Annotated in this window: 15 protein-coding genes, 1 tRNA gene and 1 pseudogene; 10 read left to right on the top strand and 7 right to left on the bottom strand. The window is 35.3% G+C overall.

Annotated features, from left to right (window positions below):
* Nucleotides 1-10: 10 nt before the first annotated feature.
* Nucleotides 11-247, bottom strand: a complete 237-nt coding sequence (locus tag ACFILT_RS07655) for a hypothetical protein (RefSeq protein WP_375611157.1) — start codon at nt 245-247, stop codon at nt 11-13.
* Nucleotides 248-593: 346 nt separating this feature from the next.
* Here ACFILT_RS07655 and ACFILT_RS07660 point away from each other — a divergent pair, with 346 nt between their 5' ends.
* From ACFILT_RS07660 to ACFILT_RS07675, 4 genes are all read left to right on the top strand, one after another.
* Nucleotides 594-2,747 (top strand): transglycosylase domain-containing protein, encoded by a 2,154-nt coding sequence (locus ACFILT_RS07660; protein WP_375678989.1) that lies wholly within the window; start codon nt 594-596, stop codon nt 2,745-2,747.
* 17 nt (nt 2,748-2,764) lie between these two features.
* On the top strand, nt 2,765-3,361 hold the full coding sequence (locus tag ACFILT_RS07665) for a DUF1214 domain-containing protein (RefSeq protein ID WP_375679840.1): 597 nt from the start codon (nt 2,765-2,767) through the stop codon (nt 3,359-3,361).
* Complete coding sequence (locus ACFILT_RS07670; RefSeq protein WP_375678987.1) at nt 3,354-3,893, top strand: hypothetical protein; 540 nt, start codon at nt 3,354-3,356, stop codon at nt 3,891-3,893. Before ACFILT_RS07665 ends, ACFILT_RS07670 begins: the two co-directional genes overlap by 8 nt.
* Before the next feature lie 528 nt (nt 3,894-4,421).
* Entirely contained in the window at nt 4,422-5,207 is a 786-nt protein-coding gene (locus ACFILT_RS07675; protein ID WP_375679841.1) for a DUF1499 domain-containing protein, read from the top strand.
* Nucleotides 5,208-6,772: 1,565 nt separating this feature from the next.
* Here ACFILT_RS07675 and ACFILT_RS07680 read toward each other — a convergent pair.
* Complete coding sequence (locus ACFILT_RS07680; RefSeq protein WP_375640599.1) at nt 6,773-6,973, bottom strand: hypothetical protein; 201 nt, start codon at nt 6,971-6,973, stop codon at nt 6,773-6,775.
* Between the two features lie 256 nt (nt 6,974-7,229).
* Between ACFILT_RS07680 and ACFILT_RS07685 the strand changes: the two genes are divergently transcribed.
* Genes ACFILT_RS07685 through ACFILT_RS07695 form a run of 3 tightly spaced genes read left to right on the top strand, consistent with a single transcriptional unit; the run spans nt 7,230 to nt 10,679 of the window.
* Entirely contained in the window at nt 7,230-8,897 is a 1,668-nt protein-coding gene (locus tag ACFILT_RS07685) for a peptidase domain-containing ABC transporter (RefSeq protein WP_375679842.1), read from the top strand.
* A complete protein-coding gene (locus tag ACFILT_RS07690; protein WP_375679843.1) occupies nt 8,887-10,215 on the top strand; it encodes an HlyD family type I secretion periplasmic adaptor subunit in 1,329 nt (442 codons plus the stop codon). The genes ACFILT_RS07685 and ACFILT_RS07690 overlap by 11 nt, the downstream gene beginning before the upstream one ends.
* Nucleotides 10,215-10,679, top strand: coding sequence for a toxin-activating lysine-acyltransferase (locus ACFILT_RS07695; protein WP_375679844.1), 465 nt, complete (start codon nt 10,215-10,217; stop codon nt 10,677-10,679). Before ACFILT_RS07690 ends, ACFILT_RS07695 begins: the two co-directional genes overlap by 1 nt.
* Before the next feature lie 233 nt (nt 10,680-10,912).
* On the opposite strand, the gene ACFILT_RS07700 is transcribed toward ACFILT_RS07695, so the two are convergent.
* Nucleotides 10,913-10,987: transfer RNA gene (locus ACFILT_RS07700), tRNA-Gln, on the bottom strand.
* Nucleotides 10,988-11,849: 862 nt separating this feature from the next.
* Between ACFILT_RS07700 and ACFILT_RS07705 the strand changes: the two genes are divergently transcribed.
* Complete coding sequence (locus tag ACFILT_RS07705) at nt 11,850-12,452, top strand: superoxide dismutase (RefSeq protein ID WP_375678980.1); 603 nt, start codon at nt 11,850-11,852, stop codon at nt 12,450-12,452.
* 82 nt (nt 12,453-12,534) lie between these two features.
* Here the strand turns inward: ACFILT_RS07705 and ACFILT_RS07710 are convergent, their stop codons facing one another.
* Nucleotides 12,535-14,628, bottom strand: a complete 2,094-nt coding sequence (locus ACFILT_RS07710; protein ID WP_375678979.1) for a S9 family peptidase — start codon at nt 14,626-14,628, stop codon at nt 12,535-12,537.
* A gap of 856 nt (nt 14,629-15,484) precedes the next feature.
* On the opposite strand from ACFILT_RS07710, the gene ACFILT_RS07715 reads away from it, so the two are divergent.
* A complete protein-coding gene (locus tag ACFILT_RS07715) occupies nt 15,485-15,922 on the top strand; it encodes a MucR family transcriptional regulator (protein ID WP_012754848.1) in 438 nt (145 codons plus the stop codon).
* 98 nt (nt 15,923-16,020) lie between these two features.
* Here ACFILT_RS07715 and ACFILT_RS07720 read toward each other — a convergent pair whose 3' ends face one another.
* Nucleotides 16,021-16,431 carry a SufE family protein gene (locus ACFILT_RS07720; protein ID WP_375611146.1) on the bottom strand — a complete coding sequence of 137 codons (411 nt, stop codon included), beginning with the start codon at nt 16,429-16,431 and terminating at the stop codon, nt 16,021-16,023.
* A gap of 108 nt (nt 16,432-16,539) precedes the next feature.
* Nucleotides 16,540-16,915 (bottom strand): annotated as a pseudogene (locus ACFILT_RS07725) (DUF5330 domain-containing protein).
* Between the two features lie 1,050 nt (nt 16,916-17,965).
* Here ACFILT_RS07725 and ACFILT_RS07730 point away from each other — a divergent pair.
* Nucleotides 17,966-18,799: a peptidoglycan-binding domain-containing protein gene (locus ACFILT_RS07730; RefSeq protein ID WP_375679845.1), complete on the top strand. Its 834-nt coding sequence runs from the start codon at nt 17,966-17,968 to the stop codon at nt 18,797-18,799.
* Nucleotides 18,800-20,559: 1,760 nt separating this feature from the next.
* Here ACFILT_RS07730 and ppdK read toward each other — a convergent pair.
* Nucleotides 20,560-23,226 carry a pyruvate, phosphate dikinase gene (ppdK, locus tag ACFILT_RS07735; RefSeq protein WP_375611144.1) on the bottom strand — a complete coding sequence of 889 codons (2,667 nt, stop codon included), beginning with the start codon at nt 23,224-23,226 and terminating at the stop codon, nt 20,560-20,562.
* Between the last annotated feature and the right edge of the window lie 136 nt (nt 23,227-23,362).

Below are 23,362 nucleotides of genomic sequence, written 5' to 3' on the forward strand. Positions count from 1 at the left end.
CTGCCAAAAACTAATCAGCAGGAACAAAAAATTCAACACGACGTAACTTTTCACCATTACGGGCTGGTACAACAACCACAATTGCACACATGTTCTTTCCATCCTGAACAACCGGTTTTGAACGGACGAGAACCCCGCTCTCTTGTGCGGCAGCCTTCTTACCTACTTCAGCACACCCAGAAGCTAGAACAGAATCTGCTCCTAAAAAAGCTGCTATTATTACGAACAAGAATTTTTTTTTCATCATAAATATTTCAATAACCCATCTCTTCTCTTCCTTGATAAAGGATAAAAGAAATAATGGTTTTTTTTGGTCGATTAAAAAATCACAAATGAAAACAATTTATCCTCTATTTTACAGAATAACATATTAACATTACTCCAAATTTTTAAAAAATCAAAAAAATATTTTTAATAATTAGAATAAAATTTATTCAATAAAATAATAAAATATTAATATACTATCTTACAAAAAATGCATAATTCTAAAACAAATTCTTTCTCTGTTAGAACTATAGAAAAAAAATACTTCTACTCCATATAATTATTGTAGATTTGTTTGGTTGTATTGCTTTGCCATAGGCTCTCTTTAAATGTTTGATTTTTTTAAAAAAAAGAAAGGGCAACACCGTAAGCCATTTCATAGTCCTGCTCTCATTGAATTAGACGCACGATTAGACACAGCGCTTTATCACATTCGTTCTGCTAACAGTTTTTTCTGGAAAAAGGCAAAAATCGTCTCACAAAATTTTCATCTTCAAGGATGGAAACTTTTTATCGTTGAAGTTCTCGATGAAATACTAACATTAGGGTTGATGGGATTTACTCTTTTTACCATTTTTGGCATTTCTGTTTTTGAACTGACCAAAACAGATTGGTCTTCTCCTAAAAACTTTTCCATTCTTTTTCTAGATCGCTATGGAAATTCCATTGGGCACCGTGGTGCACTGCCGGCAATCTCTGTCCCCGTTGAAGAAATGCCTGACACTGTCATTAAAGCGGTTCTCGCTACAGAAGACCGTCGTTTTTTTGATCATTGGGGCATTGATTTTCAAGGACTTACAAGGGCAATTTCACAAAATATGCAAGCTAAAGGTGTGGTGCAAGGTGGTTCAACTCTCACACAACAATTGGCTAAAAATTTATTTTTAACAAACGAAAGAACCATAACACGTAAAATCAAAGAAGCTTATCTTGCTCTTTGGCTAGAAGCAAATTTTAGCAAAAAGCAGATTTTACAACTTTACCTTGACCGAGCCTATATGGGAGGAAACAATTTTGGTATTGCCGCAGCGGCAAAATTTTATTTTGGAAAAAACATACGTCATGTCTCTTTAAGTGAATCTGCTATGTTAGCAGGACTCTTTAAAGCTCCAACAAAATATGCTCCTCATAGTCATCTCTTTGCAGCTCAAACACGTGCCAATGTCGTCCTTTCTAATCTTGTTAATAGTGGCTTTATGACGAAGAGCCAGATTATCAATGCGCATCGCCACCCTGCTAAGGCACTTCCCCAAATAGAAAATAATCAGCCAGATTATTTTCTTGATTGGGCATTCGAGGAAGTCAAAAAAATGCGCAATCAACTTCCAAGCCATAGTTTAATTATTCAAACGACCCTTGATCCGAATATTCAAAAAGCAGCAGAAGAATCAATCGCATATCATTTACATCAATATGGTCAACAATATCGCGTAACCCAAGCTGCCACCGTTATACTCGATAATAACGGTGCCGTATGCGCAATTGTTGGAGGACAAGATTATAAAAAGAGCCAATTTAACAGAGCAACACAAGGCGGACGGCAAACTGGTTCTTCATTCAAACCTTATGTTTACGCAACCGCACTGGAACACGGACTGTCTCCCTCGACAATCGTTTTAGATGCTCCTATCAATTGGGGAGGTTGGACACCAAAAAATAATTCTGGTCGTTATTTGGGAAAAATTGATTTAGCAACAGCTTTAGCTTTTTCTATTAATACAGTCCCTGTGTATCTCACCTATCAATATCTTAACCGTGATACCCAACCCATCATAGATCTCATCAAGAATATGGGGATTAACGCGCATATTTTATCACACAAAACAATGGTTCTTGGTACTTCCAACATGACCCCCATGGATCAAGCAACTGGCTTTAATGTCTTTGCGAATGGCGGGATAGCTGGTAATCGTCATGGGTTCACGCAAATCAGAACAATTGATGGGCATGTGGTATGGGATTTCGAACATAACGGAAATAAGTTACACCGAGTTCTGAGTGAACAATCAACAGCTTATATGAACCAAATGATGGTGGGTGTCACGACACGAGGATCTGGTAAGCGTGCTGCTCTGCCCATGACTCTCGTCGCAGGGAAAACTGGAACATCACAATCTTATCGTGATGCTTGGTTTGTTGGCTTTACAGGCAATTATACGGGAGCCGTATGGATGGGAAATGATAACTTTTCACCGATGAATCGTGCTTTTGGGGGTGGCGTTCCTGCCATGATATGGCATCGCATCATGCTTGCTGCACATCAAAATATCATGCTCAAACAGCTCTATGGTGTTAAAGATTCTCTCCTTCCTCCTTATCGGCCCCCAGTACTTTCTTCCCATGCAGATTCTGAATTTTTTCCCCCAATACCTTCTACGCTTTCTCCTGAAACATTGAATATTGTGCGATTGATTAACAAAGATCTGAAAAAAACATCTGTAATTTCTTTGAAAATGAAAACAACTGGAGATTCAACATTTTGAATTCAAGATATTCACTGATGTTTTTTAATATCACCATTTTCTTTTTTATCTTCGCTTTTTCCATTTTATGTGGAACACTGAGTGTCGATTATGTGCTCAATTCCTTTCCTCATTTTGGACTCTTTAGAATTGGAAAATGGAGTGCTTATCCACAAATGGGAACAGCCAATATGGATCCTTATACCCGCGCCCGCACCGCTAAACAAGGCATTGTTTCACTCGGACGAACTGAAGGTATTCAATTCCAGATTTGGCTAGATAACCAAGGGCGTCCACTTCATCATCACTGTCATTATTTACTCAAAGGCACCATCCCTGAAACCCGTCTTTTTACCCTTTATACAGCTGACAAATCCCTTAAACCCCATACTTCATCCAAAGAAATACCTTTTGAACTCCACACGAACGCTATTACTTATGAGCATGATGGCTCATTGCGCATCAATATTTCACCCACACCGCAAGCCGGCAATTGGCTTGCAACAGTTAGTCAAAAAGAATTCGTGCTTATTCTTACCTTATACGATACCTCAATCATCTCTGCAACGGCATTACAAAAGCTTACAATGCCATCAATAGAACAAATCCCATCAGGACAAATAAATTGTGACTAGATTTATTTATACCGCACTTCTTGCAATCATTGGCGCTATTATCGTTCATATTTGCGTTCTCTTTCTGATCCCCTATTGGGCACAGGATAATATATGGACAGCACTTAAAAAATCCGGAGCCCCTTATCAATTTGTTGCTTTTACTCCCGATAATCCTATTCAACAATCTGCTGATCCCCTCTTTCTTCTTAAAGTCTGTAGATTTAACCTTGAAAATGGACCTGTTCATTTAAAAGCTTTGAAAACACGACAATTTTGGTCATTAGCAGCCTACACACACAACGGAATTATTTTCTATAGCCTTAATGACCGAACAGCCCCTGATGCGACACTCGATCTTATCATTGGAAAACCAATACAAATCATAGAACTCAAAAAATCAAAACCTAAAAAAAATACCAATTCAGTTTTGGTTGCTAAAAATTTGAATGAAGGGTTTGTTATTTTACGTACTTTTGTCCCTTCTTCCCTTGCGAAAAAAGAAAGTGAAGCTTTCCTTTCATCTGCGACCTGCCGTATATTTTATGAATAAAAACCGACTAACCTCTCATTTGTACAACACCTTACTTTCTATACAAAATACATGAAGCCTATCAAAATGGTTATCTTTTTTCTCTATTAATTGAATATTCAAATTTATCTGATTATAAATCCCTCAATTTTTTATTGAGATATAATGAAATCTCTATTGCACATCATCATATCCTATTTGATACGCATTATCTGACAGAAAAAACTCCCCGCAATCAGAAGAGAAAAATCAAGAGTAAAGCTCTAAAAAAATATGCTGCTAACAATTGTAAAACTTGTTATTTGAGTTTATTTCTTTTTATTTACAAACATTCCCAAAAAATTTGCATCAATGACATGATAAACTATAGAAGAAATACTGTTTACCTTCAATAAAGCGCTAAAATAATCGCAGAAAATTGATGAGACATTACGCATCCTTGACCTCCCAAATAAGTGCTTTACTTTTGTCTTATGAGCATAAGCTTTTTGTAAGATATACACTCTGAAAAAACTTAGCTTATAGTTTACAATTGAGGGGAAAAACTTCATGAAGAAGAGATATGTTCGGTTCGTTTCAAGAGCAGCAGTATGGTCCCCTCGATTTGGTGGATTATCGTTCTTTATTTTATTATTTTCAGTCATTTTACAACGTTTTTCCGTACTTAACGTAACCGATTTCATAATTTTGATAGGTATCTCTACTGGCTGTGTAATTATTTCTCTTTTTCTGGCTATTAAAGCACTTCATAGTTTGTGGGTCTATGGAGCCCTAGGGGGAATGAAAGCTTTAAAAGGGATCGTTTATTCGTTAATAACTGCAACACCATTGATGCTCTTTTTGGGACTTTGGTTTACCTTACCAGCTCTTTACGATATTTCTACCGATACACAAAACCCGCCGGCTTTTTTTCGCACAATACGTCCCAGTGATGCTTTACCGCTCAAAAGTGTTTTGACTGAACAAGCAGCAATACAGATGTCACAATGGCCAGAAATATCGGGGCGCCGTTATGATGGCTCACCTAACCGTATTCGCGAATCCGTTCTTAATGTTTTAGCTGCGTATGATTGGCCTGTTGTAGCGCAACGAGAATTCAAAGGCGAAGAAAATGAAATTTATATCGAAACGAGAGCAAAAACTTTTTACCTTGGCTTTATTTTAGATATTGTTATTCGTTTAACTGATGAAGGGGATACAACTTTTGTTGATATGCGTTCTGCTTCTCGTTATTTGCCAAGAGATTTGGGGACAAATGCTGCTTTTATTATCGATTTTATGGATGCACTTGATACAGAAATCGCCTCACTTCCTCTTTCTGAAGATAATGAGTAGAGATTAGAAGTATAGTAAGTTACATTTACTAAATTAGCTTATTTCAAAAATAAATTTTGAGACGTGCAGAAACGCACAAAACATTTATCGTCTCTCGACGGCCATAAGCATTACTGACAAGTTCTTTAAACACCCAAAAGCAACTTATAGCCTCTTTTTAGCGCGTGACATATAGATAAAATATTTGAATTCAAATTCTAAACTTAAATACTATAATTGATTTTACATATATTTTTTATGCTCAGAAATCTCATCATAAAAGTAGGAAAGAAGACTTATCTAATAAGGAAATTAAGCATTTCTTACAGGCGCATTTTTCCAATGAAAATAGAAAAATACACCCTCATCAAGAAAGATGAAATACATTTATCATAAAATATGATGCATATGTAATATAGTTACAGAAAAAATTAACAATAAAATACACATAAATTCATCTGTATTTTACAATAAATGATTATTTCAATTTTATAAAGAAATTTCATAATAATAAAAAAAATATATATTATTACAAATAATAGAAACTTATTTAAATGAAAATAATTTTTTATCAAACATAATTTAAATATAAATACTAATATCTAATATATTTAAACGCAACATAAATAAAACAAAACGCCCAAAATAACAAAAAGAACCCACTAAATGTCTTAATTGCTTCCTTTATACTATTTTTCCAACTGTCACCACTGTATCTATAAATTAATGAAAATATAAAAACAAATATTGAAAATAAAATATCAAAAACATTATTATATAAAGATAATAAATAATCATTTTTCATATAAATAACGTATACAAATAAAAACTGTTATAGAAAGTAATATAACAAATATAATGAACAAAAATGTGCTTAACAACATTTTTTTCACAATTTCCTTGTTACTATAACCTTTAAATTTATACCGTAAAAACATTGCATAGAAAAATATAAAGAAAGCACATGTAGAAGATAATAATTCTGCAATAATACGAATAATATCACTCATAAAAAATCCAAATTAAATATATATAAAAACAATAAACATTAACATATATTATATCATACAAAAGTTAATAAAGTAAAATAATATAAAAATAAAATTTCCAAATTAATCTATAATTATAAATTAATAATGAATAATCATTGTTCATAGAAATAACGTATATAAATAAAAAATGTTATAGAAAATAATATAACTAACAAAAATATTCTTAACAAAATTTTTTTCCAAATTTCTTTTTTACTATAACCTTTAGATTTATAATATGAAAACAATGTATAGAAAAATATAAATAAAGCACCTATAGAAAATAATAATTCTACAATAATACGAATAAGATCATTCATAAAAAAAATCCAAATTAAATATATAATTTTGTAAAATTATGCACCTAAACCTTCCTGTCAAGTTTGTAGACACATAATTATGCCTACAAGCTTGTTCATTTTAGAAATATCTGCTGATTTTTATATTAGCGATAACATCGATAGGCTGTATTTCCTATACCTGTGGCAAATCCTACTCCAGAGCCTACTCTTCCTCCTAACCATAAACCTTCCGCAGCGCCTATTGGTCCTCCAGTTACCCCCCCATAACTCCACCAATTACCACTCCCATATCATGTCCCCTATGTCCCATTGAAAATCCTGCAGAGAGATAATCTCCAACAGTACACCCAGGTCGTGATCCACTGCTTGAAAAATTCATTGATGAAATATTTGACCACGTATTAGAAACATGAGACCAACCATTAGAAAAACTAGAACCAAATGGACGAAACATATAAAACCTCTTTAATTATTGTTAAAAATAACTGTATTATAATGATGCAGCGGGAATTTCATTATTGTTTATTTTAGAAAATGTCAAATATAATTTGTAAAAATAATAATAAAAATACTGTATAAACAATAAATACATTATATTTATATTATAATCTACAAAATGTATATTTTTGTGTGAATATAATACTATTTACAATACTGTTTAAATATGCGACATCAATCGCTCTTTCTCTTAAACAAAATCATAAATTCAAATGAGTCATTCACAAGAAAAACTAGTATCGTTCTCTTGGTTTACAAGAACAACAAAGAAATATATCTATTATGTCATCGAACTTAGTTGCGTTGCTGTTGTTTTACGTTTGCTCGGCTTGGTGAATCCTTTTATTTTTCAAGCGATTATCGACCGTATTCTCCCTTTTCAGCGTATTGAAAGTCTCTATGCTATCGTTGTCTTGATGGTTGCTATCATGCTGTTTAGCACGGCTCTTAGCACTCTATCAGGCTACTTAGGAGCTTATTTAGCCAATCGGCTTACACTAGAATTTGGACGGCGCATTTACACCCATGTGTTAAGCCTTTCCTTGCCTATTTTACGCACTTGGCAAGTGGGGGAACTGTTCACGCGAATCGGAGAGGTTGATACAATTCGCGGGTTTCTAACAGGAACCATCGCCACAACTGTGCTAAATGTTCTCTTTGCCATTATTTATATTGCTGCACTCTTTTCCATTAGTCCAAAACTTACCTTTATTGTCCTTATTGTTTTACCCTTGCAAATGGGCTCTTTAGCGTTGGTCGGTCCCTTCTTGCGCCGCCAATTACGCCGTGCTTTTACTCTGCAAGCCGCCCATCAATCGCGCCTTATTGAAAGTTTTACCAATCTTGAAGCCATAAAAGCGCATGTAAAGGAGCCAGCCCATACAATACGCATGCAAGAAACTTTAGCCCGTAGTTTAGATCAAAGCCTTACGACCAGTAAATTGCATCTTCTCAATGGAGCCATGAGCCATATTTTTGGTGATCTTTTCACTATTTTTATTATCTTTTTTGGTGCTCAGGCAGTTCTTCAAAACCAGATTACACTAGGACAACTTATTGCCTTTCATCTCCTCGCTGGAAATGTTTCTGGTCCTATCTTAAGCCTTGCATCCCTATGGGAAGAATGGCAGCATTTGAAAATCTCTCGTCTTCGTTTGGGCGATATTCTTAACTCCCCTTCAGAATGGGAAGAAGAAAAGCCGCCTCTTCAACTCAGCGCTCCTCCTCATCTTGAAGCCAACGATCTCTGTTTTTCTTATGGAGATAAGTCCATTATCAATCATCTTAATGTCTGTTTACAACCTGGGCAACCAATTATGTTACTTGGTCCTTCAGGGTGCGGAAAAACAACCTTGGCGAAGCTCCTTTGTGGACTCTCCCCCCCAACAAGCGGAAAGATATTGATTAACGCCCAACCTTTACAGAATTTTGATGTCCGTAGCGTGCGTAAAACAATCGCGTATTTTCCTCAAAATCCTTGCCTTTTTTCCGGAACTATTCTTGAGAATATGCTTCTTGCTAAACCAGATGCCACTAAAGATGAAATCGATGCTGCACTATATGTTAGTGCTTGCCATGATTTGATTGCTCAGTTGACTCTAGGACTCAATACTCAAGTAGGAGAGCAAGGTGGTTTTTTATCAGGTGGTCAGCGCCAACGCTTGGCTTTGGCTTGTTTCTTTCTGATAAACCCAAGCCTGCTTATTTTGGATGAACCTACTTCCGCATTGGATGACGCTGTCAGTGCACAAATTGTTGAGCATTTATATAAACTTTCGCAAGATCGTATTGTTCTTGTTATTACCCACAAAAGTGACCTCTTCCCTCAGCATGCAACCGTCTTAAACTTTACTGATTTGGAGGCAAAAAATGGCAGATAAAGCTCCCTATTTGCGCCCTTTGTCACCAACGCTTCATATGGTGGTTGCTGTTTTAGTCACCTTATTTCTCTTTATTGTGATCGGCAGCTTTATCGCAAAAACAGAGATTGTTGCACGGGGGCAAGGAAGTGTTATTCCCACCGCTTACGTTCAGCTGGTCCAAGCGCAAAATACAGGACGCATTGAGAAAATTCTTGTAAAAGAAGGGCAATTTGTTCATCAAGGTGATCTCCTTATTCAATTAGATCCTCGTGAAGCCCTCAATGAGTGCGCACGTGTTCAAGCAGATATCGCGCAACAAACCCTTCAAGCACAAATTGCAACAGCTATTTTAACAGCTTTGCATGAAAGTGATCCTTTGGATGAAGATTTTGTGACCAAAGGGCTTGCCTATCTGCCAGTTCCTCCTTCTGGCAATCAGACTGCAAGAATAGAAGGGGAAAAACTCATTAGCGCTGCCCTTCAATCTCTCCAAGATAAATTAAGAGCGCTAAAAGCACAAGCGGACCGCGTCGAGCGCAGCGGTTCAACACAACATGCGCAATTAGATAGGTTGGAAGATGATCGTCAATTAAGCCAAGGGAAATTAAAGGCTGCAAAAAGCCTAATGGAAACAAAAGTCATTAGCCAAGCGGTTTATTTAGAGCGTTTACATGACTTTAAAAATGTCGAGCATGAAATTTTAACCAATCAAAGACGTTTGGAAGAAAATGCCGCCGAAATAAACACCCTCCGCCAACAACGGCAAAGTCTCATTTCCGATGAAATCGCCCGCTATCGGCAACTTTCGCGTGAAACAGAACTGAATCTTCAAGGATTAAAAGCAAAGCTTGATAGCACTCAATACCATCTTGACCACTTATCACTTTATGCACCTGTTGATGGACGTATCGATGATTTAAGTATCCATACTTTGGGCGGCTTTGTAGAGGCTGGTAAAACGCTCATGCGCATTGTCCCTGGTGCAGGTGGTCTCATTGTTGAAGCATTTTTTGATAATCGAGATATTGGTTTTTTAGAAAAGGGCCAACGTGCTTACATCAAGTTTTCTGCCTTTCCACCTGAACGTTTCGGTGTTATCCACGGTACAGTCGTTAATGTAGGCGCTACAGCGCGCTATGATAAAGAAATTAATAATGGTGTCTACGCTGTTTTAATCAAAATTGACCAAGATCATATCACTTTGAATAACAAACAACTTAAATTTATCCCTGGCATGACTGTGACAACGGATGTCATTACCTCAAAACGGCGTCTCATTTCTTATTTCTTTGAACCTATCACCAAAATTTTAGAACAATCTTTAAAGGAAAGATAATGTCTGTAAATGAAAATTCATCACCTTCACTCATAGATCCTCTTACAGCGTTAGGAGCTATGGTTGTTTTAATGCTTACATCTCCCTTATACCGCCGCTGGCGAATCTGGGATATAGATCGAAATTTAGGACCAGCTTTACAGACTGGGCAATATAAACTCTATAAAAATGAACGTGGAGAATTTTGCGCCTTTATCACTTGGGCTTTTTTAGATGAGAAAAATCATCAATCTATGCTTGAAAAGGGAGAGCTTTTGTCCGATGCGGATTGGCAAGGCGGAGAATATATGTGGTTTATTGATTGTGTGGCACCCTATGGACATGCTGCTGGTATGGTACATGACATGCAGCGGCATGTGTTTCCTAATCAGCATTATTGCTACGCTGTTCGGCGTAATGAAGATGGTGGAATACGGAAAATCACCCGCTGGTGTTGCTATAGAGCAAAAAATCCAGCTAAATAGTTTTTCTAAAGCAAGTGCGCATAAATCATTTCCCCCTCGTCTTGTAGAAAAGAATCTTTTAAAAGAGCTCTTTAAGCGATAGCTATAGTAAAAGAAAACCTTACCATATTTAGAGCTAACCCGCTACAAATGGGTATTTTTCAGCTTACAAAACTTGCTATGAATAGCAACAGATGGTTAAGGAGATTGATCCACTCTCAAGCTGAAATTTGATTAACTAATTTCACTAGAATTGGCTGGGGTACCTGGATTCGAACCAGGGAATGCCGGTACCAAAAACCGGTGCCTTACCGCTTGGCTATACCCCAAAAAAACACGCTTTATAGCAACTCTTGCACCTTATAGCGATTCCTGTGATTGAACGCAATATTTGAAAATCAAAGACCTTACTTTTTTATCATAAAATTTCTGAGTCTTGTATGGCATTGCCATCGATACAAATTCGTAGCAGAAACTGATATACAGTTGTGATTTTAATATAAGTAGGAACCATTTATCCATCAATTATTTTACTCTTTGTATTGATTTTCTAGGAACAGAAAATGAAAATCTTGCAGTTTACTCATGTATCTAATAAATTTGCATATGATTTACTTTTCTTGATATATTAAAATCCCATCTTGCTCAATTTAAGAAAAAAGCTGTCACCACATTGGCAACCGGTAAGTGTATGATAGTGCTGCTGTGCTCTTGCATTAAGCATAAAGATGGTAATGTCCACTAATTTTTACATTATATTATTCATGGGTAGCACCATAAAATGAAATCAAGCACATTGAAAAATAACACTTAATATTCTTTTGAAAACATTATGATACACTAGTACTCTAAAAGAGTTTTGCAAAAATTAAAAACATTTTATATGGCATTTGAAAAAATAGAGATACCAAAACAAGGAATAATCGCTATTTCCATTTACTTTTTATTCAAAAGATAATGATATTTATTACCCGCTCATAGATGTAAAAAATCTTCAGAAGCAATCTTTATGTAGACCAATACCCTTTTTGATTGATGAATATACATTTCCTAAAAGCTTCTTTTACAAAAAGAGAGACATTAAAACTAATTTCATACAAACTAGGTATTCAACATTTGCTTTTAAATTCGGTAAATGGCAAATTAGGCTTATGAAATAAGCTTAACAATTAGAATCGAGGAGATTTTTAAATGGCTTTTGAATTGCCCCCGTTGCCTTATGATTACGATGCCCTTTCGCCTTATATGTCACGCGAAACGCTTGAATATCATCATGATAAGCATCACCTTGCTTATCTTACCAACACCAATAATTTTGTGAAAGAGTTAGGCTTAGAAAATGAAAGCCTTGAAGATATTGTTAAAAAAAGTTTTGGAAAAAATATTGGTTTGTTTAATAATGCAGCGCAGTATTACAATCATAACCACTTTTGGCTTTGGATGAAAAAAAATGGTGGTGGCCAAAAACTTCCTGAAAAGTTAGCAAAAGCTATTGACGCTAATCTAGGTGGTTACGACAAATTCCGCGCTGATTTTATTGCTGCTGCTAGTGCCCAATTTGGTTCTGGATGGGCGTGGGTTGCTGTTAAAGATGGCAAGCTTGAAATTATGAAAACTCCTAATGGTGAAAATCCCTTAGTGCACAATGCTCGCCCTATTTTGGGTGTCGATGTATGGGAACATTCCTATTACATTGATTACCGCAATGCTCGACCGAAGTACCTCGAATCCTTTGTAGACCATTTAATTAATTGGGACTATGTTTTGGAACTTTATGAAGAATGTGAATTTTAAACTGTCTCAATAATTTTTTAGTGTATGAAAGTCTCTATAATCCAATAAATTATCGGAGACTTTCATACAGAGATATTATGGATTAGCAAAAGTCTTTTCCTGCTATCTTTAGAATATATGCATAGATATAGGCAACTTCTTCTAGCTTTGAAAACCGTCCAGCTGCACCAGCGTGCCCTGAATCCATATTAATACGTAATAAAATTGCATTATCGTCTGTTTTTAGGTCTCGTAATTTTGCCACCCATTTTGCAGGCTCCCAGTAAGTTACACGAGGATCTGTTAATCCTGCCATCACAAGTATAGGGGGATAGTTTTGAGCTTTGACATTATCGTAAGGGGAATAGGAAGCAATAAGCTTATAATCTTCTTCCGATTCAAGAGGGTTCCCCCATTCGGCCCATTCTGGAGGTGTGAGTGGCAATGAAGCATCTAACATTGTCGCTAAAACATCAACAAAAGGCACATTCGCTACGATCCCAGCAAAATCCCGGGGAGCTATATTGGCAATGGCTCCCATCAACATCCCCCCTGCTGAACCACCATGAGCAATCAGCCGATCGTGAGAAGTGAATTTATTGTTTACAAGGTAACGCCCACAAGCAATAAAATCTGTAAATGTATTGTGCTTAAAGAGATGTTTTCCTTTCTCATACCACCCTACTCCCTTTTCTTTTCCTCCGCGAATATGAGCAATAGCGTAAATAAAACCTCTGTTTACTAGAGAAAGTACATTACTATTGAAACTGGCAGGAATAGAAATCCCATAAGCACCATAACCGTAAAGCAGACAAGGTGCACCACCATCAAGGGGAGTGTTTTTGTGGTAAAAAAGTGAAATAGGAATCTTCTCACCATCGTCTGCTATTGCTGTAATCCGTCGTGTTACATATGCATCTTTATTATGCCCAGAGGGAATTATTTGCGTTTTTAAAAGCATTCGTTTACAATTTTTCATCTCATAATCAAACACTTGATCAGGTGTTGTCATAGACGAATAGGAAAAACGAATAGTTGGACTGTTATATTCTGCAACTCCTTGCAGACCTAAAGAATAAGCCTCTTCAGTAAAAGCGATGGAATTAACTTGTTTAGTGGTACGTTCCATTACTTTTATACGTGGAAGCCCCTCAAAACGTTCGATCCAGACAAGAAAATCTTGATAAGTATCATGGGATAATATTAGGCACCCAAGCTGATGTGGAACAAACTCAGACCAATTTTCTGATTGTGGAGATGTATATGGCGCTACCATAATTTTGAAATCTTTTGCATTATCTAAATTGGTCAGAATATAAAAGACATCACCACCTTCTGTAAGTGAATATTCAATACCTTTTTGTCGTTTCCGTACACATTGGGGAATAGTAAAAGGCGCCTCAGCAGGAATTAACCAGATCTCGGATGTTTCATGATCATGAATATTAATATAAATAACATCATTAAGCTTAGAACCGCTTACATCTAAGAAAAAACCTGGATTGTCTTCACGAAAAATAAGCTTATCTTGTGATTGATCTGTGTTTAATTGGTGATAATAGAGCTCTGAAGGTCGGTGGTTTTTATCCATCTTAGTATAGAAAAAACCTTCAGATCTAGCATCCCATACAATTTGACCAGATGTATCAGTAATTGTGTCCATACAGTCAGACAATGTCTCAAAATTACGAATTTTAGCTGTATAGAACTCTGATCCTTTGTCATCATAGGTCCATACCACATGTGTATGGTCAGGAGATTCTTGAACTGAACCAAATTTAAAATATTCTTTGCCTTCTGCCAAGACATCACCATTAAGGTACACGTTTTTTTCTCCGCCATTCCTTGGTGTCCGAAAATAATGTGGTTGTTGACCTCCGGTAACATAAGAGAATCCGTAAGCAAAAGGACCATGTTTTATAGGAACAGAACTATCATTCTCTTGGATCCTGTTTTTCATTTCGGTAAAAAGCAAATCTCGTAATGGTTTTGTATCAGCCATTTGAGCTGATTGATAAGCATTTTCTTTTTCAAGATAATGTCGAATATTGGGATCAAGACAGTTAGGATCTTTCAAAACATCTTGCCAGTTAGACGCACGTAGCCAATGATAGGGATCATCACGAAAAATACCATGATATATTTCCTTATGAGTGATTCTAGATGCTTTGGGAGGAATTGCAAAAGTGCGAGTCATACACAATCCTATATTAAAATATGTTAATAGCTTCGTTTATATGTTAGAATCACAATGATTGATGCAAGTGTAAAAACCTATAAGTTCTATTCACTTGCAAAAATAGCACCATGATAATTTTTAAAACTAATACTTTTCTGTTCATTACATATCACAGCTATTGTTTTCTAGGGATATAACACCACTTTTATAATGAAAGTGACTGGTAAAACAATTAAACTATTAGAAAAAGAATTGATTTTTTTTGAAACAGTATAATCGCATAATTTTACAGAAAGGAATAAATATATCTAAAATATTATTATTACTGTATAAAAAATAAAAATGTCCTCTCTCCTTTTAATGAATAGTTTTATATTATTAAATAATACCATTATGTCATAATTATAATATATCATGTTTTTTATTATTAAATTTTATAAATATAAACAATAAAAACAAATTTAAAACTTATTAAACATAAACTTACTAAAATATAAGTATTCAAAATAAAATATAATAATTTATATATTATATTTTTATAATTAGTAATTTTATTTTTACGTTCTCAAAAAAAATAAATAAATTTTATCATATATTTTTTTATATTTGTGATGTATTATATATTATGTATGATATGTTATAGGGTAAAAATATATTTTAGCATGTAATAATTTCGTTTTTCTTATTGTATATTATGACAAAAAATAGGTATTTATTTGATTTTTTTGTGTTTTGGCAATTTTATAGAATAATTGAATTGACAAAAAAGATTTTTGTACAATATGAAACTCATGTGCATGAGATCTTTATATCATGAGTATATGCACTATATCTCGATTTTGAATTACTCAATTTTAAATTAAAGGAAACAAGAATGGAACATCGTGCAGTCTTAGAGACTGAAAGCAATTTAGTTATTACATTGGTTGCTGATATTGTTGCTGCCTACGTGAGTAATAATTCTATTCGACCGACTGAAGTGCCAAGTTTAATTGCTGATGTCCATGCTGCTTTTCGTAAAGCAGGGAATCTAGAGTTAACAGAAGTCGAAGTTGAAAAACAAAGGCCTGCCGTTAATCCGAAGCGTTCAGTATTTCCTGATTATCTCATTTGCCTTGAAGATGGAAAGAAGTTTAAATCTCTAAAGCGTCATCTCATGACACATTATGGAATGTTGCCAGAGGAATATCGTGAAAAATGGCAGTTAGATAGTTCTTATCCTATGGTGGCGCCTAATTATGCAAAAACACGATCGGCTTTGGCCAAAGAAATGGGGCTTGGACGCAAAAGCAAACGGAAAAAAACTAAATAATCTTATTTTGCGAAAAAATGGTTTCGTGCATAAAGTTGATTTTAGTATACATGTTTTGTGTGAAGCTTTTGTATATATAGCAATTTCTACCAAGGGGATTACATATAGCTTTCGTTACGAATCCGTTTAATCATTGATTTCAAACCATTTGATCGTTGTGGTGTAAGATTTTCATTTAAACCAAGTTTTTCAAAGAGCTCTTGAGCATCAGAATTGCGAATTTCAGAAGCTTTTTTGCCTGAATAAAAAGCAAGAAGTATGTAAATGAGTCCACGCACAATATGAGCATCGGAATCACCTTGAAACGTCAATATTGGATCTTTTGAGTTATTACGTGAAGATAAAAGCCACACTTGGCTAACACAACCAGGAACTTTGTGAGCATCGTTTCGAGCGCTTTCTGGAAAAGGTGGCAATTCATAGCCAAGCTCGATGACATAACGATAACGATCTTCCCAATTATCCAAAAGCGAAAAGTTCTCTATAATATTACCGATTGTTTCCGCCATTATTTTAGTCCTGTTTCGTTTGAATAATCATTCTTGAATACACTTATAAAAAATAAATATTTATTCTTCCTAACATAAATAACACGAAGAACGTTAAAAAACCTTATTTCAAGATAACATTGCATGGTTTTGTAAGAACTCTTGTATTTCGATTTTGTAAGAAACATTAGGGGAAGTCTCTGATATCATTTTTGTTTCCTAATATGTTCCCTAAATATTCATAAGCAGCTCTTGCACCGTAATATGCGCGCTCGCCAAGTGAACTTAAAAAGGATTTTCCTACTTTGCAGGTTTTTATATTACGGTCACAAAATGCGCCTAAGTCATTTAAGGCTTCCTTAAAAGCAATAATCACATCGCTCGTTGTTGTCTCATTATTTTGGGGGCTAGAAGAATGGTTACTGCTTGGATCTGCTACAAAAAATGAAATAATGACAAAAATAAAAAATAAAAAAAATGATAATTTGATTAAAAAACGTATCATGGACAATCAATGTACCGCAGTGGTAAATACAATAAAAGAAGCATTTTATATACTGTTGCTTTATAAACAATTTATAAAATGTGCTTTTTATAAAATTGAGTATTCATGTATTGGATCTATATCATTGGCTTTTTTATAAATATGGCACAATTCCGCTGTATAAAATGGGATACATTGTCTATTCAGTAAAAAATTAACATCAAAATTATACACTTACAAGCTGGTCATGTTAATGAACATACTATGATAAAAAATGAGAGAGATAATCGTGTTGTGTACATAATTATTTTAAATAATAGTCCACCATCTTAGCTTAGTTGAAAAAGCTAAAAAGAGTAAACTCTGTTATTCTGACTCTAGTGTCGATAAAATATTTATATTATCTATAAAATTTTTACTGGAATGTTATGAAAATAGTCAACCTGTCAATAAAAACATCAAAAAATAACTACATCTCTTATGATTACATCTCAAGCCAGTTTTTTCTATAACATTGTAAACATCAATTTAATTAATACTTATGAAAATTATTTAATAGAAGGAATTTATACCAAAATATAATAATATTAAGAGATAATTATTATTACCAAACCGTTTATGGATAAGTAACCATCTATATGTAAATTATAAAGAATAGATAATGATTGTCATCTTTTTAGCGTTATAGGCAAATATTTTCAATTTTATTTTAAATAATAGGCAAACATATGCCCCAAAATGAAGAATAACGTGGCATTATTGTTTAGATAATTATATGTGATAATGCAGTTTGCAAACACCAAAATGATCTTGAATGCTAATCATTTGGTGCTCTCTTTATACACATTAAAGATTTGTATAAAATAAAATGAATAAACGTTGATAAGAACTCTTGTTGATTTATCAACTTATAAATTGATATAATGAAGCCGCTCATTTTAGGAGTTTGAAAGGAAAAATCAATAATGTCAATGCACTTCTCTCTGGCTGGAAGTAAGAACTGATTCATATTCGTTTCCTAATTTATATTTGTTTCTTTGTAAAAAATAAACGCAACTGAAAATAAAAGTAATGGCAACAAAACGAAAAACCTACCGAAAAAAAACTGTAAAATACCGTAAATACTATAGTAGTATTGTTATAACACTTCTTCTTATAACTTTTCATTTTATTTTTTGGAGTGCAAAAACTCTGTATTTCTATACACGAAAAAATACTTTATTTTTTGTTGGATCTCTTCTTTTTAGCATTAGTTTTTTATTTGTTTCATTTAATGCTTTATTTTCGCAAATGACAACGCATCAAAATATTTTAACTCAAATGAAATTTTCCTCTGTTCAAAGTATAGGTAAGAGCTCTACTTTATCGGAAAAAGAAGAAAAATCACAAGAACTCTCCCGTGTAACTTCTGTACATTCTCAAAGTCATAAGCACACAAATTCACCTTTACCCTCTCAATCAGCAAGCATGCTGGAAAAGCAAAAAGAACTAGCAAAATTAGGACTTTATGATGGACCATTAGATGGACTGGAAGGACCTAAAACACGCCGAGCCATCACTTTATGGAAACAGCAAACTGCTCAGAGAATGCAAAAGAATGTTCTATCTAATCCCGCAGCAGATGAAATCGCGCTATTAATTAAGCAAAGCGAAATAGAAACAAACAATACAAAAAATATGACACACTTAAAAGAAGCTATTTTAGAGCCTTCTGTTGAAGATATTATACAAGTGCAAAAAGCTTTACATATTTTTGGGAATGAGGAGGTTATTGTCACAGGAATAGAAGATCAAAAGACGATAGAAGCCTTAAAACAGTTTCAAAAAATATTTGATCTTCCTGTAACAGGTAAAATTAATCACACAATTTTAATGAAAATGCGTGAAATTGGTTTATTAAATTGAAGCTAATCATAATAATCTCTTAATTTATAATGATAATTCATCTTTCGTTTGTTTAATGCTCCCCTCAAACATTCCTTCATCTCAAGCCCTCTTATTTTCAATCAATCAGAATGGTTTTCTTACACATTACATATTGAGCCGTATAATTTGCTTCAAAAAAACCACAACCGATTGCAGAAAAAAGAATATTGCAAAATAGCAAACGCGCTTGTTCTAGCATTTTTATTGCCTCTGATGATAAAAGGACACGAAATTTTTGTAGTATCACGTAAACCTTTCATATTATCGAACCACGAATTGTCCATATATTATCGTCAATTTGATCTTTATAAATATGATGCAAAGAATTTGTGCAAACACCTGTAAGGATAAGTAGACGTAAAGCTAATTGTGTTATGGTTGTTGTTTTGCAAAGTGTCTGGTAAAAAACCGGCACTTCTCTCCAATCTATTGCTGGAAAGTTATGTGTTTTATGACATTGTCTTCTTAAGAGAGCGTGTGCGTTTAGTATTGCCTATAAATCAACATCCAAACTTACCGCAGCAGTATGTTTGAAAAAAATGTTAAGACAGTTTAGTACTTCTCTCAGCTGTTATAGCTTTTATATGCCAAATGGAGGCAAGAATATTGCGCATCTCTGTTTGTATAATCTCTTAAAATAGGAAAACAGCCTAATTTGGGAAAAATATGAAAATTTAAGGTAAAAACCAGTTTTCATCTTTGTCATTTCCTTTTAATTTAGCTTTACGCCTTTCAAAGACATCTAAAGCAATATCTTTAAAATAACGGAGATTACCTATTGCCTCATGCTCTTATTTATCACATGTCTTTTTGGTCTCACTCGCCCTCACCTAAAACAAAATGTCCCAAACGGAATATACTTGGATTGCCATTCACGGGCTTTCTTAAAAAACATCTCTAAAGCACCCAAGACCACTTCGCAACAACGCCCGTGAATAATAATAGTAGTCCCACTGCACGCGCGCCGCGCATCATCTTTACGCTTTTTGTCAAGAAGCAAGCCGGCACCATTACACACTGTACCTACCTTCAATTTGTGACAGCTCTTGACACTTGAGACGTTTCATAAGAGGCATATCCTTGCTTTATTTTTTTACCTACAGACGCTCATCCCGCCTGTAACATACAAAAAACATGGTTTTGATTGATTCATTATAAAAGAAGTCGAAATAAGAAGATCTTATGATATTTACAGCTTTCATTCAATATGAGAAATAAAAAATTATCTTTATAAATCAATAGATTGTGTAACTTTGATATTCCTTTATAAATGTAAAGATGGGAGTGCATAATGGAGTTTATAAATTTTGGGAAGATTTTTATAAACTTACGGGGAGTTTTACATAATCCCCATTCCACGAATATCAATGTAAAATGGGGCATCCATTGAGAAATGTCTATCTCAAACAGCATTATGTGCAAAAAAAATGCATTTGTTTGCAGCATTCTATTTTGCGTGAGGAGCTCATTCCCCTATAAAAAAGCAAACGCGTAAATTGACTGCACAATAACACGTTTCTCTCTATCAAGAGGTTCGCCAATAAAAAGTGCATTAATAATACATCTTTGTCTATCCTGTGCTTTATATTTTCTCTCATAAACCTCTAAAAAAACACTTTCTCGCGTAACACAACTTATCGTGCATTTTAGAAGCATTTTTATTCCCTTTATTAAAGAAAATAAAAGAATATATAAAAATTTATTTCAGTAATAACGATACAACAAAAAATATTAACCCATTACATCCTTTTTGCTATTGCGGCCTGAGCTGCTGCTAAACGAGCAATTGGCACTCGAAAAGGAGAACACGAAACATAATCTAGGTTATTTTCTTCGCATAAAGCAATAGAGGCAGGATCGCCTCCATGTTCACCGCAAATTCCCAATTTTATTTTTGCACGCTTTGAGCGTCCACGCTGTGCAGCAATGGTAATAAGTTCCCCTACTCCATCACGGTCAATAGACACAAAAGGATCTTGCTCTAAAAGACCTTTTTGAAAATAGGTTGCCAAAAAAGGAGCTGCATCATCACGGGAAATCCCAAAAGTAGTTTGTGTCAAATCGTTTGTTCCAAATGAAAAAAATTCAGCAGTTTCAGCAATTTCATCTGCTCGAAGCGCCGCTCTTGGAAGTTCAATCATCGTCCCAACCATATATTGAATAGTGCTTCCCTTTTCTTTCATCACTTCCTCAGCAACCTGATCAATACGCGCTTTCACAAAATCGAGTTCAGATTTTAGTGCAACCAGTGGCACCATAATTTCAAGCATAACAGGAGATCCAGATTTTTGGGCAGCTTCTGCTGCTGCTTCAAAAATCGCCCGCGCTTGCATTTCTGCAATTTCAGGATAAGTAATAGCTAAACGGCATCCTCGTAATCCAAGCATAGGATTAAATTCGTGCAACTGCTGAGTGCGTTCAGCAAGCACTTCAGCAGAAACACCCATAGCTGTTGCAACATCAAGAATTTCTGCTTTTGTTTTAGGCAAAAATTCATGTAATGGTGGATCTAGCAAGCGGATAGTAACAGGTAAACCACACATAATTTCAAATAATTCACTAAAATCTGAACGCTGCATTGGCAACAGCTTATCTAGTGCTTTACGACGACCACTTTCATCATGACTTAAAATCATTTCACGCATAGCAACGATACGTTCATCAGAAAAAAACATATGCTCCGTACGGCAAAGACCTATACCTTCAGCCCCAAAAGATCGCCCCATACGGGCATCAGATGGTGTATCAGCATTAGCGCGAACTCTTATACGTCGCATCCCATCAGCCCATTCCATTAATTTTGCAAAGTCTCCGCAAAGCTGAGGCTGCAACATTGCAACTTTCCCTTTGAAAATTTCTCCACTTCCACCATCAATTGTGATAACATCACCTTTTTTTAGGCTTTCTCCTGAGGCAAACAATGTATTTGTGTTATAATCAATCCGCACACTGCCAGCACCAGAAATACATGGTTTTCCCATCCCCCGCGCAACAACAGCAGCGTGACTTGTCATACCGCCACGCGTTGTTAAAATTCCTTCTGCAGCATGCATACCATGAATATCTTCTGGGCTTGTTTCTACCCGGACCAAAATAACTTTGCGACCTTCCGCCGACACAGTTTCTGCCTCTTCTGAAGTAAAAACAATTTCACCAGTTGCGGCTCCAGGAGAAGCAGGTAAACCACGTCCTATAACAAAACGTTCTGCTTTGGGATCAAGTGTTGGATGCAAAAGTTGGTCAAGCGACTTTGCATCAATACGCATCACAGCCTCTTCACGGTTTATTAACCCCTCCTCAACCATTTCAATTGCCATCTTGAGAGCCGCACGAGCCGTGCGTTTTCCTGAACGAGTCTGAAGCATCCATAATTTACCTTTTTCAATGGTAAATTCGAGATCTTGCATATCCCGATAATGCTGCTCAAGATTCTGCGCAATCTGACATAATTTCAAAAAAGCCTCAGGCATAATTTTTTCTAACGACGGTCTATTTGAACCAGCAACAATACGCGCATTTTCTGTAATATTTTGAGGCGTTCGAATGCCCGCCACAACATCTTCCCCTTGCGCATTAACTAAAAACTCACCATAAAGTTCTTTTTTCCCTGTCGATGGATTGCGTGTAAAAGCAACGCCCGTTGCCGAATCTTCTCCCATGTTACCAAAAACCATAGCTTGCACATTAACTGCCGTTCCCCAACTTTCAGGAATGCTATGTAAACGGCGATAAGTAACTGCACGTGCTGTCATCCAACTTGAAAAAACGGCTCCAATCGCCCCCCATAACTGTTGTTCAGGATCTTGTGGAAAAGGGGTTCCTAATTTTTCTTCAACATAGGCTTTATAAGAAATAATAACATTCTTCCAATCATCTGCTGTCATTTCTGTATCAATAGTGTAACCATTGCATGCTTTTACTTCATCAAGAATCTCTTCAAAATACGAATGGTCTAGCCCCAAAACAACGTTAGAATACATTTGGATAAAACGCCGATAACTATCATAAGCAAAACGTTCATTATTGGCTTGTAAAGCAATTGCTTTTACAGTTTTATCATTCATGCCAAGGTTCAGCACTGTATCCATCATCCCTGGCATAGAAGCCCTAGCCCCTGAACGAACAGACAGCAAAAGTGGTCTTTGTTCATTCCCAAATTCACGTCCTGTTTGTTCAGCAACGTATCTTAGTGCTTGCTTAACAGATTCCTGTAGCTCTTCTGGATATGATTTGTCATGGGCATAATAAAAATTACAAACTTCTGTTGTCAGCGTAAATCCGGGTGGTACGGGCAAACCAAGATTACTCATTTCTGCCAAATTAGCCCCTTTACCTCCGAGAAGGTTACGCTCACTTGCACTTCCTTCTGCCTTTCCATCTCCAAAACTATAAACCCATTTTTTCACTGTACAAATCCTCCCATATCAGCTTCAAAACATCATTCAACCCAGGCTCACTTAAAAGCAATGATTTGATTCAAAATTGGCTCAACGATATCGCTTCATAAATGCATAATATTAATCCTTCCAAAAGAGATAATGA

The sequence above is a fragment of the Bartonella sp. AP7XZML genome (assembly GCF_042195745.1).
In the GTDB taxonomy this organism is placed as follows: domain Bacteria; phylum Pseudomonadota; class Alphaproteobacteria; order Rhizobiales; family Rhizobiaceae; genus Bartonella.